Here is a 15,792-nt window from a genome sequence, read left to right as displayed (position 1 = left end):
TCAGGCGCTCTCCGCGCGTCCCAGCCGCCAGTAGCCCATGAAGGCCACCGCGGAGCGGTCGATTCCCGCCTCCCGTACCAGGTGGCGGCGGAGCAGCTTGACCATCCCCGCCTCGCCCGCCAGCCAGGCGTACAGGCCGTCGGTCGTGGAGGAGTCAGGGACCTCCCAAAGGATCTCCGTGTCGACGTCGACGTCCTCCAGCGGGGCGGCGGCATCGGGGGCGGTGCCCGCCGGTGCGGCGAGCGCGCTCAGGGCGTCGCGGACGGCGGGAATGAGCAGGTCGCCGTGGCGGGCACTCCCGCGGGGCAGCCAGGTGACCCGCACACCCGGGCGGACATCGAGGGCGAGCGCGTCGGCGGCCTCGGGGACCTCCAGCAGCACCGTGGCGGGCACGGAACCGGGGAGCGACTCGGCGATCGTGGTGATGGCGGGCACGGCCGTCTCGTCCCCGGCCAGCAGCAGGTGCGTCGCCCCGGCGGGCGGCGCCCACTCCTGGCCGCCGGTGGGGCCGGGGTGGGCGGCGTTGGGGCCGACCACCACGACCCGGTCTCCGGGGGTCACATGGGTCGCCCACCGGGACGCGGGGCCGGTCTCACCGTGCAGGACGAAGTCGACGTCGAGCTCGCGCCGCTCAGGCCGGACGGCGCGGGCGGTGTAGGTGCGGATCGGGTTGCGCAGCTCCTGCGGGAGCGCACGCCACCGCTGGTACCAGTCGTCCCCGTCGCCCAGGGGGGTGAGGCTGCCGTCCGGCAGCGGGAGGATCACCTTGATCCGCTGGTCGAAGCCCTTGTCGGCGAAGCCCGCCAGGTCCTCGCCGCCGAAGGTGACCCGGACGAAGCTCGGGCTGAGCCGTGCCGTCCGCAGAACCTCCACGTGGTGGCCCCGGTAGACCGGAACCCCCGCCGTCCGCTCCAGGGTCTGCTCGCCGCCCGCTGTCATCACGCCGCCTTTACTGGGAAGTGCCGTTTCCAGTAACTTAGCTTTGCCTAACCTTATTAATCAACCTGTGAGTCCGCGCTCACCGGCCCGGGGGGTCACGCGGCCCGGCGCGCCTCCGCCTCGGGGGCCGGGGTCTCGGGGGCGGAGGTCTCGGGGGTAAGGCCGCTGACGGGCCGTGGGTGATCCGCGCGGTACGGCTCGTGCGCCCAGCCCGGTCTGCGCACCCGGAGCGTCTCCGGACTGCCGGCCCCGTCCTGTTCGGGTGCCCCGGCCAGGGAGAGCGAGGCCCCGGCCGGGGGCGCTCCACCGGTCCGCCGTTCCGCCCGCCGCCGAGCCTCCTGCCGCCCGTTCCTCCTGCGGTGCCGTCCCGCCGAGACGCGGGGACGCAGCCGGGACAGGACGAACGAGGTGCCGAGGACGAAGGTCAGCAGCCCCGCGACCACGGCGGTCTCCATGGAGACGGGGGGCGTACCCGAGGTGTCGGTCAGGGCGGTGGAGGCCGGGGCGAGTGCCGGGCGGACCTCGATCCGGCCGATCTGCTGCGGGGCGGTGTCGTTCTTTCCCGCCAGGTTCTCCTTGACCTTGCGCGGCAGGCCGTAGCCCACGACCTTGCTCTGGTCGCGCGTCTTGCGCTTCAGCCAGACCCGGTCGACGTTCCCTTCAATGGTGTGGATCGTTCCACCCTCGACACTCTCGACGACACCGACGTGGTCGATCCCCTTGATGTCCTTGCCGCCCGACCAGTCGAAGAAGACCAGGGCGCCCGGCTCGGGTGTCCGCGACCAGGCGCCGTTCGTCTCGAACCAGCGGGCCTGCGACGGGGTCCAGGCGAACTGCCCGACGTACTGCTGTACGCCCGCCCGTTCCGCGGCCCAGGCGATGAACATCGCGCACCACGGGGCCGTCTCGTACTGCGGGTCCTGGACCACGTTGGCCGCGTACCACTCACCGAACTTGCTGTGCTGGCCGGGTCCCTCCCGGTACCCGATCTCAGGCCTGATGATTCTGAGCAGATCGTCACCGATCGGATCCATGGCCGTGAGCCACCCCGTCCACTCTCCTCCGCCCTTCCGCGAAGGGGGCGCCGTCCGATAGAGCTGGACTGTATTCGCAGAAAAACCGAGGAGTGAGGCTATTAGCGGAAAAAGCAGGCTTGCGGGGCTGTCGAATACCGGATTCGACAAAAGGGGTGAAACCCTGCCGTACACCCTTTAGCATCGTCCGGTGGCCGGGAGCGGACACCACGAGCGAGGGGCCGAGGCCATCCCCGGGGAGCAGGGGGCACACCGGGAGCCGCCCGTGCCCATCGGGTCGAATAGCATGTGATCGCACATGCGCGGCATGCGCGGATGCCGACGCCGAGACCCGCTCTCCCGGTCCGGCGAAAACACCGGACGCGAAGGCGGATTGGGTTTCCATGTTCGACGACAAGACACAGGAGACCCTCCGCCGCCTCCTGGACCTCGCCGAGCACCCCTCGACCCCACAGGCCGAGCGTGCCCTGGCCGTCGCGCGGGTCCGGGCTCTCATCATGGTGCCCGAGGGCGACGCCCGCCGGGCACCGGTCACTCCGGCGATGGAGGCCGGGATCCTCCGCCGGGTCAGGCCGCTCGCCCACCGGGTCGAGGAGGACCTGGTGAACGCGGTGCACGGGGACCTCTACGCCTTCAGCACCCGCTACCGGGTGATCGGCGAACTCGCCGAGGAGATCGCCCTGCTGCTTGAGCGCTGGAGCGCCGCCGTACCGCAGAAGCGCCACCGGCACGAGGAGGCCGTCAGGCTCGCGGCCTCGAAGCTCGTCTACCTGCTGGAGCGGCGCGATCTGTTCCGCAAGCCCAGGTGGGGCAACCGCCCGAGAGCCAGGTAGACCTCTCAGCGGTCCGGGCGGTCGGCGAGCAGGGGAAGCAGCGGGTTCCACGCCGTACCGTCCCGGGCGTCGCGCCGCCGCCGGGCGATGGCGCTCAACGCCTCGAGAACCACGCGGTTGGCCAGCGCGGCGGTGATGTCCGCGTGGTCGTAGGGCGGGCTGACCTCCACCACGTCGACTCCGACGACCGGCAACTCCAGGCAGATGCGCCGTACGGAGTCGAGGAGCTGGCGCGCGGTGATGCCGCCGGGCTCGGGCGTCCCGGTGCCCGGCGCGTGACCCGGGTCGCACACGTCGATGTCGATGGACAGGAAGACACCGTCGCACTCGTCGGTCGCGATGGCGAAGGCCTCGGTGAGGCACTCCGTCAGGCCGCGGTGCACGATCTCGGTCATCTCGTACGAGCGCATCGAGCGCTCCGCCATCCAGTCCAGCGTCTCCGGCGGCGGCCAGTAGCCGCGCAGGCCGATCTGCAGGAACCGGTCGCCACGCAGCGCCCCCGACTCGATGAGCCTGCGCATCGGCTGCCCGTGCCCCCACAGCGAGCCGAACTCGATGTCGCCGGTGTCGGCGTGGGCATCGAAGTGGATCATCGAGATCCGGCCGTGCCCGAGGACGTTGGCCACGCCCTTGGCATCGGGGAAGGCGATCGAGTGGTCACCGCCCAGGACCACCGGGATGGCTCCGGCTCGGGCCACCTTCTCGACGGCGGCCTCCAGCGCGGACAGCGAGGCCAGGATGTCGCCGGGCGGCATCTCGACGTCACCGGCGTCCAGGACGCGCAGGTCGCGCAGCCCGTCGGTGCGCAGTGCCAGGCTGGGGCGCGCCCCGTCGTGTGGCAGGTAGTCGGTCATCCGGATCGCCTGTGGCCCGAAGCGCGCTCCTGGCCGGTGCGAGGTGCCGCCGTCGAACGGCGCCCCCACGATCACGACGTCGGCGCCCGCATAGCCGGCGGGGTCATCCAGTGAGCATCGGTCGACGCCGAGGAAGGTGATGTCGGGCCCGAACTGGGCCCCGTAGCGGTTCGTCAAGGCCTCTCCGGCACACGCGATGGGTGGTGGCCGTGGCCCAGGGAGACTTTCCGCCTCGGCGAGGCATGACCTCGCGGGAGCCGGCGATTCTTCCCGGGGCCACGGCGTGTGAACTGGCAGATCCCGGTGTCCGGGGGGAAGGGGCAGCCGGTCACCGTCTTGATGAGGTGGGACCCGCCAGAGCTCTCCGTCGACGCGCCGTACGGGGGGTGTGACCCGCCGTGCGGCGGTATCGCACAACCGTGACGGTAAGCAGCTCTGCCTGGTCGCCTCAATGATGTTGCAGGATGTTGCGCGGGATTCGCCGCCGTACTCGGGGGCACGGGCCGTTCCCTCGATCCGTGAAACCCCGCGCAACCAGCCCTACCTGCCTGTCGGCTCGCCGACAGGGTCGTCGGCCTCGCTCTCCGGCGCGGTGTCGTCACCGGCGCCCAACTCCTTACGCAACCGGTCGAGATCCATGCTGTGGCTGCTGTACTTCAGCTCGCGAGCAACCTTTGTCTGCTTCGCCTTGGCTCGGCCCCGTCCCATTGGCTGTACTCCCTCACGCAGGCCGTGCTCGGCCTCTCGTCACTGTCGCATCGCCGGCTGGCGCGCTCTGACGCCGCAGGTCAGCCCGCGGTAGCCGCACCAAGTATCCCGCTTGGCGGTCGATCCGTCATTGATCGGGCCCGACCGGCCGGGGACCTGTGGAAAACGGCTCCCGCCATCATAGCCAACGTCATTACGATTTGAAGAATTATGCAATTTGGCACATCATCAGGAAGGGTGTGCCGGTAAACCGGACGCCGGGGATGACCTGATCCACGGGAGGTGGGGGGCGTGAGCGAGAGCGAGTTCGCGGCGGAGTTAAGGGCGCGCATAGCCGATGTCGACGGCGAGTTGGAGCTCATGCGCCGGGCCTCCGACGATCACGCGGTCGAGGTCCTGACCGGGCGCCTGGAGAACCTGCTGCGCATCGCCGCCCGGCACTGCGTCGATGTACGCCCCCCCGGTGGCGGGCCAGTCGCCGGGGCCGCGTGATCATGCCGGTGCCACTGCACCAGGCCAAGGCCGAGCTCTTTCGCACCCTCGGCCATCCGGTCCGTGTCCGGGTGCTGGAGCTGCTGCAGGACGGCCCCCTGCCGGTGCGGGATCTGCTGAGCGCCATCGACGTCGAGGCCTCCAACCTCTCCCAGCAGCTGGCGGTGCTGCGCCGTGCCGGGCTGGTGACCGCCACCCGGGAGGGCGCCACCGTCGTGTACGTGCTCTCCACCCCGGATGTGGCCACCTTGATGTTCGCGGCGCGATCCATCCTGACCGAGCTGCTCGCCGAGCAGGGTGAGCTGCTCGCCGAACTGCGCGCCGAGGCTCGCGGGTGAGCACGCCCGCCGCCGCAGGGCGGCTGCGGGCCCGCCTGTCGGACCTGCTGCCCACTCGCGCCGACTGGGCACCCGCACGTCGCGATCCGCGACGGGATCTGCTGGCCGGGCTGACCGTGGCGGTCGTGGCGCTGCCCCTCGCGCTGGCCTTCGGGGTCAGCTCGGGGATGGGGGCCCAGGCAGGTCTGGTCACCGCGATCGTCGCCGGGACGCTCGCGGCGGTTTTCGGCGGGAGCAACCTGCAGGTCTCCGGGCCGACCGGCGCGATGACCGTGGTGCTGTTGCCGATCGTGCACCGGTTCGGCGCACCCGGTGTGCTGATGGTCGGACTGCTGGCCGGGGTGGTGCTGGTCGGGCTCGCGGTGGCCAGGGTCGGCCGCTACGTTCAGTTCATCCCCACCTCGGTCATCGAGGGGTTCACCGCCGGGATCGCCATGGTGATCGCGCTGCAGCAGGTGCCCGCCGCCCTCGGGGTCTCGGGAGTGGACGGGGAGCAGGTCTGGCGGGTGGCCGCCGAGGCCGTCGCCCGTTTCGCCGCCGCCCCCGACCCGGTGCCGGTGGTGATGGCCGTGGCGGTGGCCGCCCTCATGCTGGTCGGTGCCCGCCTGCGGCCCGGCCTGCCCTTCTCGCTGATCGGCGTGGCGCTGGCGACGATGGTCACCGTCTTCGCCGGCCTTGATGTCGCCCGCATCGGAGCGCTTCCCGCCGGTCTGCCCGCCCCCTCGCTGGGCTTCCTCGACACCGGCGCGATAGCCGCGCTGCTTCCCTCGGCGCTGGCCGTCGCCGCGCTGGCGGCCCTGGAAAGCCTGCTGTGCGCCTCCGTGGCCGACGGGATGAGCGTCAACGAGAGACACCACCCTGACCGCGAGCTTTTCGGCCAGGGCATCGCCAATCTGGCCGCGCCGCTGTTCGGCGGCATCCCGGCCACCGCCGCCATCGCCCGCACCGCGGTCAACGTCCGCTCGGGCGCCCGCTCCCGCCTGGCCGCGCTCACCCACGCGGTGGTGCTGGCCGTGATCGTGCTCGCCGCGTCCGGAGTCGTCGGGCACATCCCGCTGGCGGCGCTGGCCGGTGTGCTGCTGGCCACGACGGTGCGGATGGTCGAGGTCGGCTCGCTGCGTGCCATCGCGCGCGCGACACGTGGTGACGGGCTCGTCATGCTGCTCACCTTCGTCGTCACGGTCGCCGTGGACCTGGTGACCGCGGTCGCCGTCGGCATCGGTACGGCGATCGTCCTGGCGCTGCGCGCCATCGTCAGGAACGCGCAGGTGCAGCGGGTGCCATTGGAGAGCGGTGACCACAGCGAGGAGGAGTACCGGCTTCTGCGGGAGCACATCGTCGCCTACCGGTTCGACGGGCCGCTGGTGTTCGCCGCCGCCCATCGGTTCCTGCTGGAGCTGTCGGAGGTCGCCGACACGCGCGTGGTGATCCTGCGCATGTCCCGGGTCTCCACTCTCGACGCCACCGGGGCGCGGGTGCTGGGAGAGGTGATCACCGATCTGGAACACCGCGGCATCGTCGTGCTGCTGTCCGGCATCCGGCCCGGCCACGATCAGGTTCTGGCCGCGCTCGGGGTGGCCGACCATCTGCGTCGCGACGGCCTGATCTTCCCCGACACCCCCGCCGCCATCATGCATGCCCGTGACCTGCTCACCGATGCCGCCGAGGGGTGGCCGCGGTCGATGACGTCCACCGTGACGTCCACCGAGTCCCGGGGCGATGTCACGGCCGGACCGTGAAGCGGGCCATCGCCGATCTCGCGGTCTCCCCGGTCGAAGGGGGCGACGCGATCGTGGTCGGCGTCGGCACCACCGCCCAGGAGTTCGCCCGGCGCAAGGCGGAACGTCCACGCCATCGGCGGGAGCGAGGACGCCGCCGGCCTCATGGCGTGCCGGTCGTTCGCACCAGGGGCGTCGTCTACCTCATGTCAGGGCTGCCGGCCGGCCTGGGCGGGGTGTGCAAGGTGGAGCGACCACCCGCGCCGCCGGGTGTTCCCACCCCGAGCGGGCCGGAGCCCTGCGGCGCGAGGCCGGGCCGCCTCAGCCTGCCATGATCGTCTCGGGGTCGTGGCCGTAGAGCCAGGCGTTCTGCCGGAGCGGGTCGCCGCCGGCGAAGGCCGCGTCGCGCTCCAGCTGGGCGGGCCCGTCGGGCAGGTGGTTCTGCACCTCGCGGCCACGGCTCATCAGCTGCACCTGCGAGGCCCGGGGCCGGCGGATCTCCGCATAGCGGGCCAGCGCCTGCGCCACCGTCTCGCGGGTGGCGGCACGCAGGCAGCTCGCGAGGACCACCGCGTCCTCGACCGCCTGGGCGGCTCCCTGGCCGAGGAAGGGCAGCATCGAGTGGGCGGCGTCACCCAGCAGGGCCACCCGCCCGGATGTCCAGCGCTCCAGGGGGGTGCGGTCGTACAGGGCCCAGCGCCTGGTCTCGGTGGCCGAGGCGACCAGCTGCCTCAGCCGCGGGTCCCAGGTCTCGAACTCGCGCGCCAGGTCCTCGATCCGCCCCTCTGCGGTCCACGACTCGACACGCCAGTCGCCGGCGGGCACGATCGCGACGATGTTGATCAGCTTTCTGTCCCTGATGGGGTAGTGGACGAAGTGACGGCCCGGGCCCAGCCAGAGCGTCTGCACCCGGCGTAGCGCCAGCTCCGGCGCGTGCTCGGCCTCGACCAGGCACCGGTAGGCGCACAGCCCGGAGAAACGCGGCGGCGCCTCCTCGACGACCGTGGGCCGTACCGCCGAGTGGATGCCGTCTGCGCCGATCACCCCGTCGGCGGTCACCGTCGTCTTCTCGCCCCGGCTGTCGGTGAAGACCAGCTCGACCTCGGAGCCGTCCTGGCGCAAGGTCTCCAGCCTCCGGCCGGCCCTGACCGCGTCCGAGGGCAGTGCCTCCAGCAGCATCTCGAGCAGGTCGGCCCGGTGCGCGACGTAGCAGTCGGCGCCGTACAGCCGGCGGCACTCCTCGCCCATCGGCTGGGAGAACAGCACCCGGCCGTCCTGCCAGCGCCGGAACTCCCAGGCGGCCTCCAGTGGCACGGCGAAGGACGCCAGCCGCTCGCCGAGACCGGCCCGCGCCAGGGGACGGACCATGTTGGGGCCCACCACGATCCCGGCGCCGACCTCACGCAGCTCGGCGGTCTGCTCGTACACGACTGCCTCGACACCCGCCTGCCGCAGCAGCAGGGCGGCGGCCAGCCCGCCGAGGCCTCCGCCGATGATGGCGATTCTCACTCAGGGGTTCCTCTCCTCGAACGGCCTCTCATCCCGGCGCGCCGCGATATGGAAGCGCACCGGCCAAGACGCCTGCGACGTCGTTTCAGCTCTCCGGCCAGGCCACGATCGGGTTGCGCACCGAGCCCAGCCGGTCGATCTCCACCTCGACCACGTCACCGGGCCGCAGGAACCACGCCGGGGTGCGTGCGTGCCCCACCCCCGAGGGCGTGCCGGTCGCCACCAGGTCTCCGGGCAGCAGCGTCATCGTCCGGCTCAGGTGCGCCAGCACCTGCCCGACCGGGAAGATCATGTCCTTGGTGTCGCCGTCCTGGACGACCTCGCCATTGACCCGGGTCACCAGCCGGAGGCCGCCGGCCGGGTCGCCCACCTCGTCGGCGGTCACGACAGGCCCGATCGGCCCGCTGTGGTCGGAGTTCTTGCCGAGCGTCCACTGCGCGGTCAGCCGCTGTGCCCGCCGGGCGCTCAGGTCGTTGAAGACCGCGTAGCCGAACACCCCGGCGAGCGCGGTCTCCGGGTCCACGCACCGCATGGCCGTACCGACCACCGCGACCAGTTCGACCTCCCAGTCCAGGCCCGCCTCGTCCGGCGGCACCGGCACGGGCGTCCCGTCGACCGCGAGCGACGTCGTCCACCGTCCGAAGATCGTCGGTGTCTCCGGGGTGGAGAAACCGCCTTCTGCGGCGTGTTCTCGGTAGTTCAACCCGACGCACAGCACCCGTGCGGAACCGGTCACCGCCGGAGCCAGGCTCAGTTCGCCCAACGCCAGCTCACCTGCCGGCTCGCCCGCCGGCTCACCGGTGGTGAGCTCGCGCGCCCTGGCGGTCCAGCCGGGCAGGTCCTCGTAGAACTCGCTCACCTCGGCCAGCGGCACCACCTGGTCGGTGCCGGTCAGCACTCCCACCCGGACCTGACGACCATCCCGAAACCCGACAAATCTCATTGCTCACTCCCGACGTTCCCGGCGAGGGGGACCACCGCATCCTCGAACACCGCCACGGTGCCATCGGCTCACCCGGAGATCTTCGTACATTCCACCTCAATACCGTAATGGGACAGGAGACACAGATGATCACGGTGGTGTGGAGATCCCGGCTCCGGCCCGGTGCGGGGGCGTCCAGGGGGAGCCCAGGTGGGGCCGCCCGCCGCGGGCGCCTTCCCGCTCGTGCCAGGCACGCGGGATGAACACGTTCGCCCCGTCGAGGTTGGAACGCCTCCGTGGAGGAACTGTCGATGTATGGACGCACTCGCGCACGTCGACGCCTACTGGCGCGCGGCCAACTACCTGTCGGTCGGTCAGATCTACCTGCTGGCCAACCCCCTGCTGACCGAGCCGTTGCGACCCGAGCACATCAAGCCCAGGCTGCTGGGGCACTGGGGGACCACGCCGGGGCTGAACTTCTGCTTCGCCCACCTCAACCGGATCATCACCGAACGCGACCAGGACATGATCTACGTCGCCGGGCCCGGCCACGGCGGTCCCGCGGCGGTGGCGCATGCCTGGCTGGAGGGCTCTTATACCGAGAAATATCCGGATGTGGGGCAGGATGCTCGGGGGATGCAGCGGCTCTTCCGGCAGTTCTCCTTTCCCGGCGGCATACCCAGCCACGTCGCGCCCGAGACCCCGGGGTCGATCCACGAGGGCGGTGAGCTGGGCTATGCCCTGGCCCATGCCTACGGAGCCGCGTTCGACAACCCGGACCTGGTGGTGGCCTGCGTCATCGGTGACGGCGAGGCCGAGACCGGGCCGCTGGCGGGCAGCTGGCACTCCAACAAGTTCCTCGACCCCGCCTGTGACGGGGTGGTGCTGCCGATCCTGCACCTGAACGGTTACAAGATCGCCAACCCGACCGTGCTGGCCCGGATCCCCGAGGAGGAGCTGGTCAAGCTGATGGAGGGGTACGGCTACCGGCCGCACTTCGTCTCCGGCGACGACCCCGAGGTCATGCACGCGCTGATGGCCGAGACCCTGGAACGGGTGTTCGACCAGATCGCCGACTACCGGCACGGACGGGCCGACCGCCTGCCGATGATCGTCCTGCGGACGCCGAAGGGGTGGACGGGGCCGCGTGAGGTCGACGGTCTGCCGGTGGAGGGGACCTGGCGGGCGCATCAGGTGCCGTTGACCAGAGTGCGTGACAGTCCCGAGCATCTGGCGATGCTGGAGGAGTGGATGCGCTCCTACCGGCCGGAGGAGTTGTTCGACGGCCGGGGCCACCCGGTGGCGGAGGTCCTGGAGACGGTACCCGAGGGGCCGCTGCGGATGAGCGCCAATCCGCACGCCAACGGCGGTGAGCTGCTGCGGCCGCTGGCACTGCCCGACTTCCGTGACTACGCGGTCGAGGTGAAGGCTCCCGCTCGCGTGTCGACGGAGCCCACCCGGGTGCTGGGGATGTTCCTGCGTGACGTGATCGCCGCCAACCCCGACAACTTCCGGTTGATGGGCCCGGACGAGACGGCGTCCAACCGGCTGTCGGCGGTCTTCGAGGTCACCGACCGGGCCTGGGACGCCGAGATCCTGCCCACCGACGAGAACCTCGCCAGGGGCGGGCGGGTGATGGAGGTGCTCAGCGAGCACCTGTGCCAGGGCTGGCTGGAGGGGTACCTGCTGACCGGCCGTCATGGGCTGTTCAACTGCTACGAGGCGTTCATCCATATCGTCGACGCGATGTTCAACCAGCATGCCAAATGGCTGGAGGCCTGCCGGAAGATTCACTGGCGGCGGCCGATCGCGTCGTTGAACTACCTGCTGTCATCGCATGTGTGGCGTCAGGATCACAATGGTTTCTCCCATCAGGATCCGGGTTTCCTGGACGTGGTGATGAACAAGAAGGCCGAGGTGGTGCGGGTCTACCTGCCGCCGGACGCCAACACGCTGCTGTCGACGGCGGATCACTGCCTGCGCTCGCGTGACTACGTCAACGTGATCGTGGCGGGTAAGCAGCCGGTGCTGGACCTGCTGCCGATGGACGAGGCGATCGCGCACTGCACCCGGGGCCTGGGCATCCTGGAGTGGGCCAGCAGCGATGCCGGCACCGAGCCGGACGTGGTGCTGGCGTGCGCGGGGGACGTGCCCACGCTGGAGACACTGGCGGCGGCGGCCCTGGTGCGCGAGTACCTGCCCGAGCTGAAGGTGCGGGTGGTCAACGTGGTGGACCTGATGCGGCTGCAACCGCCGAGCGAGCATCCGCACGGCATGTCGGACGCGGAGTTCGACACGCTCTTCACCGCCGACAAGCCGGTCGTCTTCAACTTCCACGGTTATCCGTGGCTGATCCACCGGCTGACCTACCGGCGCCATGGCCATGACAACATCCATGTGCGCGGCTACAAGGAGGAGGGGACCACCACCACTCCGTTCGACATGGCCATGCTCAACGACATCGACCGTTTCCACCTGGTCATGGATGTCATCGACCGGGTTCCCGGGCTGGCGGAGCGGTCGGCGCATCTGCGTCAGCACATGATGGACCGCCGGCTGAGCGCTCGCGCCTACACCCGTGAGTACGGCGAGGATCCCGCCGAGATCCGCGACTGGACCTGGCCGTACTGACCACGACCCCGCCCGTGCCCTGCCCGTGGAGGCCACGCCGGTCTCCCGGGCAGGTCGCACCCCGGCGGAGAACCACCCAGTTTGGCCCTCACGGAGCGGGTAAGGAGGCATCGTCACAGCTCACGCGATAGGGGAGGGAAAATGAAGGCTCTCACCTGGCATGGCAGGCGCGACGTACGGGTCGAGGAGGTTCCCGATCCGGCGCTCAAGGAACCGAACGACGCGATCATCAAGATCACCACCACCGCCATCTGCGGCTCCGACCTGCACCTGTACGAGGTCCTGGGGCCGTTCATGGGCGAGGGCGACATCCTGGGCCACGAGCCGATGGGCGTGGTGGAGGAGGTCGGCCCCGAGGTCACCGCCGTCAAACCGGGCGACAGGGTGGTCATCCCGTTCAACATCGCCTGCGGCCACTGCCACATGTGCCGCATGAGCCTCTTCGCCCAGTGCGAGACCACCCAGGTCCGCGACCAGGGCATGGGCGCGGCCCTGTTCGGCTACACCAGGCTGTACGGCGAGGTCCCCGGCGGGCAGGCCGAGTACCTGCGGGTCCCGCAGGCGCAGTTCGGCCCGATCAAGGTCCCCGAGGGGCCGCCGGACGAGCGGTTCGTCTACCTGTCCGACGTGCTGCCCACCTCCTGGCAGGCGGTGTCGTACGCCGGCATTCCCGACGGCGGGAGCGTCACGGTCTTCGGGCTCGGACCGATCGGGCAGATGACCTGCCGGATCGCCAGGCACCTCGGCTACCGGGTCATCGGTGTCGACGGGGTGCAGGAGCGGCTCGCGATGGCCCGAGGGCACGGCGTCGAGGTGCTCGACGCGTCCGTGACCGGCGACATCCCCGGGGCGGTCAGGGATCTGACCGGCGGGCGCGGCACCGACTCCGTCGTCGACGCGGTCGGCATGGAGTCGCACGGCTCCCCGGTCGCCAAGTTCGCCCACACCGTCACCGGCCTGCTGCCCGACGCGATCGCCGCCCCGCTGATGTCCAACGCGGGGGTCGACCGGCTGGCCGCGTTCAACCAGGCCATCGACACGGTACGGCGCGGTGGCACGATCTCCGTCGTCGGCGTCTACGGCGGCATGGCCGACCCGCTGCCGATGCTGAGGATGTTCGACAAGGGCATCACGCTGCGGATGGGCCAGGCCCACGTCAAGCGCTGGATCGACGACCTGATGCCGCTGGTGACCGATGACGCCGATCCGCTCGGGGTCATGGACCTGGCCACCCACCGGCTCCCGCTCGACCAGGCCCCCTACGGCTACGAGATCTTCCAGAAGAAGCGGGACGGGGCCATCAAGATCCTGCTCAACCCCTGACGAGGACGGCCGAGGGAGCGCTGAGAACGCGGACGCGCCCCGGTCCCCCCAGGGGGATCGGGGCACGCGTACCGGATTTACGGCGGATGGTCAGTGAGGCTGTTCGGTGACGAGAAACGCGACGCCGCCACCCTCGTCGACGTCGGCGTCCAGGGACTTGTCGTCCAGCATGTCCACGACCTGCGGGTCGAGGAAGATCCGTGCTCCCGCCGACTCCACCACCTTGTCGGCGGACTCGGGGTGTTCGGCGATCGACAGCATGAGCGATCCGGTGCCGTCGCTCTGGGACGAGATGCGGACCCCGGTATCGGGAGAGTCCGTCACCTGCGAGCTGAGATCCCGGATTACCTGGGCTGCGGTGTCCGTCAATGTGAGCATTGCTACTCCTTGTCGGTATCGGCACTTGGATTCTTCGCCCTTGCCCGCTCTCATCCGGCCCAACCATCCACCCGGGGTTTCTCGTGGCCGCCGCGTCCAGGTCGGGCCGGCGGATCAGCCCTTCCGGCCGAGCCGCTCGACGTGTTCGGCCGTCTTGCGTGCGGCGATCAGAACGGGGTCCCACACGGGGGCGAACGGGGGGAGCGTACGACAGGTCGAGCCCGGTGATCTCCTCTGCGGTCATCTCGTGCCAGACGGCGATGGCCAGGGCGTCGATGCGCTTGGCCGCGCCCTCCTGGCCGACGATCCGGGCCCCCAGCAGCCGGCCCGTCCCCCGGTCGGCGATCATCTTGATCCTCATCCGGCGGGCGCCGGGATAGTAGCCGGCACGCGTGCTGGACTCCATGATCTCACCGGCCGGGCCCTCCTTCCGGCGCCCCGGACGGTACGGCTTCGAACAACCGCTTTCTGAAAGTTCCGACAAGAAAATGACGTCATCAAGCATCTTCTTGCAGCCGGATGACTACATCCCGCGTCGTCTCGACATGTTCGCAGGTCAGACGGATTTTTTGGTTGCAGCGAGGTGTTACGGCGGGATGACCGGCCCGTCACTGTCACTTTTTTGCATCTGAACTGACGGGCTCTTGCTACTTCCTGCACGTATCTATATGTTTCTCGCAACCGACCCGCCAAGGAGTGCCTCGGATGAAATCCCCCAAGCTCTCGATGCTGCTTGCCGCAGCCATCGCGCTCACCGCCGCCGGTTGCGGCAACGACGACAGCGGATCCAAGGCCGCCGAAACCAGTCCGAGCGCCGCTGGGGCCGATGCTCCGGTCACGATCTCCGTCGGCTGCCAGCCGCCGAAGAGCAACCCGCTGGAGCGAACCGCCTGGGACGAGGACGTCGCCGCGTTCCAGAAACTGCATCCGAACATCACGATCGACAGCAAGGACGCCTTCCCCTGCATCAACCCGGACACCTTCCAGGCGAAGCTGGCCGGCGGCACGATGGAGGACGTCTTCTACGTTTACTACACCGATGTCAAGAAGATCATCGCGGCGGGCCAGGCGGCCGACATCAGCCCGTACGTCGGCAGCGTCACCAAGCTGGGCGACCTGCGGCCCGACGTCATGAGCATCTTCAAGGAAGGCGACAAGATCTACGGCCTTCCCAGGAACAACTACTCCATGGGCCTGGTCTACAACCGAAAGTTGTTCACCCAGGCGGGTCTCGACCCCACCGCGCCGCCCAAGACCTGGGCCGAGGTGCAGGAGGCCGCGAAGAAGATCTCCGGACTTGGTGCCGGATATGTCGGATTCGGTGAGTACAGCGCCGGCAACACCGGTGGCTGGCACTTCGCCGCCTCCCTCTACGGGCGGGGCGGCGAGATGGTCACTCCCGACGGCAAGACCGCGGCGTTCAACAGCCCGGAGGGCAAGGCCGTCCTGGAGAACCTCAAGACCATGCGCTGGACCGACAACAGCATGGGCACCAAGCAGCTCCTCCAGTGGGAGGACCTGATGCGGATGATGGGCGGCGGCAAGCTCGGCATGATGATCGGCGCCCCGGATGTCGTCCAGACGGTCAACAACGACTTCAAGGGCAAGTTCGAGGACTACGGGGTCACCGCCCTGCCCGAGGCCAGGGCCTCACTCAACGGCGGCGACGGCTACATGATCAACCCCAAGGCCACGCCCGAGAAGATCAAGGCCGCCATGCTGTGGCTGGAGTTCCATGAGCTGACCCCGGGCCAGGGGCAGTTCAACTACGCGCGCAGCAAGCAGCAGGGCCGCCCGGTCGGCCTGCCGATCCCCGACCTGTACGGCGACGCCGCGCCGGGCAAGGAGATCACCGAGCTGCGTAAGGTGAACGCCACGGTGCCGGTGGAGAACTTCACCCCCTTCGTGGAGGGATCGGCGACCATCCAGAACAAGCTGGAGCCGCCGAAGTCCCAGGAGCTCTACGCGATCCTCGACGTCCCGATGTCGGCGGTGCTGACCAGGCAGGACGCCGACATCGACAAGCTCCTGGCCGACGCCGAGGCCAAGGCCAACAAGGTGCTGGCGAAGTCGAGCTGATCTTCTGCCCCCCGGGGTGCCGGCCCGTCGGCCG

The 15,792-nt window shown here is 70.0% G+C and carries 15 protein-coding genes and 1 pseudogene; 8 read left to right on the top strand and 8 right to left on the bottom strand.

All coding sequences use genetic code 11. The features are described 5' to 3' along the window. Both ABT061_RS35125 and ABT061_RS35120 read right to left on the bottom strand, forming a co-directional pair. Entirely contained in the window at positions 1-939 is a 939-nt protein-coding gene (locus ABT061_RS35125) for a siderophore-interacting protein (RefSeq protein WP_350926195.1), read from the bottom strand. A 95-nt stretch (positions 940-1,034) separates the two neighbouring features. Continuing rightward, positions 1,035-1,973, bottom strand: coding sequence for a CHAP domain-containing protein (locus ABT061_RS35120; protein WP_350926193.1), 939 nt, complete (start codon positions 1,971-1,973; stop codon positions 1,035-1,037). A 383-nt stretch (positions 1,974-2,356) separates the two neighbouring features. Here ABT061_RS35120 and ABT061_RS35115 point away from each other — a divergent pair, with 383 nt between their 5' ends. Then, positions 2,357-2,806 (top strand): hypothetical protein, encoded by a 450-nt coding sequence (locus ABT061_RS35115; protein ID WP_350926191.1) that lies wholly within the window; start codon positions 2,357-2,359, stop codon positions 2,804-2,806. Between the two features lie 5 nt (positions 2,807-2,811). Here the strand turns inward: ABT061_RS35115 and speB are convergent, their stop codons facing one another. Both speB and ABT061_RS35105 read right to left on the bottom strand, forming a co-directional pair. Beyond that, complete coding sequence (speB, locus tag ABT061_RS35110; RefSeq protein WP_350926189.1) at positions 2,812-3,837, bottom strand: agmatinase; 1,026 nt, start codon at positions 3,835-3,837, stop codon at positions 2,812-2,814. Between the two features lie 363 nt (positions 3,838-4,200). Next, entirely contained in the window at positions 4,201-4,368 is a 168-nt protein-coding gene (locus ABT061_RS35105) for a DUF3073 domain-containing protein (protein ID WP_084195352.1), read from the bottom strand. A 291-nt stretch (positions 4,369-4,659) separates the two neighbouring features. Here ABT061_RS35105 and ABT061_RS35100 point away from each other — a divergent pair, with 291 nt between their 5' ends. The 4 genes from ABT061_RS35100 to ABT061_RS35085 are packed head-to-tail and all read left to right on the top strand — an operon-like array spanning position 4,660 to position 7,251. Next, positions 4,660-4,860 carry a hypothetical protein gene (locus tag ABT061_RS35100; protein WP_350926187.1) on the top strand — a complete coding sequence of 67 codons (201 nt, stop codon included), beginning with the start codon at positions 4,660-4,662 and terminating at the stop codon, positions 4,858-4,860. Between the two features lie 2 nt (positions 4,861-4,862). Continuing rightward, positions 4,863-5,198, top strand: coding sequence for an ArsR/SmtB family transcription factor (locus ABT061_RS35095; RefSeq protein WP_343973370.1), 336 nt, complete (start codon positions 4,863-4,865; stop codon positions 5,196-5,198). After that, positions 5,195-6,937: a SulP family inorganic anion transporter gene (locus ABT061_RS35090; protein ID WP_350926185.1), complete on the top strand. Its 1,743-nt coding sequence runs from the start codon at positions 5,195-5,197 to the stop codon at positions 6,935-6,937. The genes ABT061_RS35095 and ABT061_RS35090 overlap by 4 nt, the downstream gene beginning before the upstream one ends. Further along, on the top strand, positions 6,934-7,251 hold the full coding sequence (locus ABT061_RS35085) for a hypothetical protein (protein ID WP_350926183.1): 318 nt from the start codon (positions 6,934-6,936) through the stop codon (positions 7,249-7,251). The genes ABT061_RS35090 and ABT061_RS35085 overlap by 4 nt, the downstream gene beginning before the upstream one ends. On the opposite strand, the gene ABT061_RS35080 is transcribed toward ABT061_RS35085, so the two are convergent. Together ABT061_RS35080 and ABT061_RS35075 are read right to left on the bottom strand one after the other, a co-directional pair. Next, positions 7,238-8,425 (bottom strand): FAD-dependent monooxygenase, encoded by a 1,188-nt coding sequence (locus ABT061_RS35080; RefSeq protein ID WP_350926181.1) that lies wholly within the window; start codon positions 8,423-8,425, stop codon positions 7,238-7,240. The two genes, ABT061_RS35085 and ABT061_RS35080, sit on opposite strands and share 14 nt — an antisense overlap. 85 nt (positions 8,426-8,510) lie before the next feature. Then, positions 8,511-9,368 carry a fumarylacetoacetate hydrolase family protein gene (locus ABT061_RS35075; RefSeq protein ID WP_350926179.1) on the bottom strand — a complete coding sequence of 286 codons (858 nt, stop codon included), beginning with the start codon at positions 9,366-9,368 and terminating at the stop codon, positions 8,511-8,513. A 294-nt stretch (positions 9,369-9,662) separates the two neighbouring features. Between ABT061_RS35075 and ABT061_RS35070 the strand changes: the two genes are divergently transcribed. Both ABT061_RS35070 and ABT061_RS35065 read left to right on the top strand, forming a co-directional pair. Further along, on the top strand, positions 9,663-11,978 hold the full coding sequence (locus ABT061_RS35070; RefSeq protein ID WP_350926177.1) for a phosphoketolase family protein: 2,316 nt from the start codon (positions 9,663-9,665) through the stop codon (positions 11,976-11,978). 141 nt (positions 11,979-12,119) lie between these two features. Further along, a complete protein-coding gene (locus tag ABT061_RS35065; RefSeq protein ID WP_350926175.1) occupies positions 12,120-13,301 on the top strand; it encodes a zinc-dependent alcohol dehydrogenase in 1,182 nt (393 codons plus the stop codon). Positions 13,302-13,391: 90 nt separating this feature from the next. On the opposite strand, the gene ABT061_RS35060 is transcribed toward ABT061_RS35065, so the two are convergent. After that, entirely contained in the window at positions 13,392-13,679 is a 288-nt protein-coding gene (locus ABT061_RS35060; RefSeq protein WP_350926173.1) for a Fe-S cluster assembly protein HesB, read from the bottom strand. Between the two features lie 253 nt (positions 13,680-13,932). After that, positions 13,933-14,028, bottom strand: a pseudogene (locus tag ABT061_RS35055) (hypothetical protein); the annotation flags it as partial. Between the two features lie 356 nt (positions 14,029-14,384). On the opposite strand from ABT061_RS35055, the gene ABT061_RS35050 reads away from it, so the two are divergent. Then, positions 14,385-15,758: an ABC transporter substrate-binding protein gene (locus ABT061_RS35050; protein WP_350926171.1), complete on the top strand. Its 1,374-nt coding sequence runs from the start codon at positions 14,385-14,387 to the stop codon at positions 15,756-15,758. Positions 15,759-15,792 lie beyond the last annotated feature (34 nt).

Origin of the sequence: Streptosporangium sp. NPDC002544 (assembly GCF_040295965.1) — a bacterium.
In the GTDB taxonomy this organism is placed as follows: Bacteria; Actinomycetota; Actinomycetes; order Streptosporangiales; family Streptosporangiaceae; genus Streptosporangium.
Note: the sequence above shows the minus strand (reverse complement) of the source record. Positions and strands in the feature narration are given on the sequence as shown.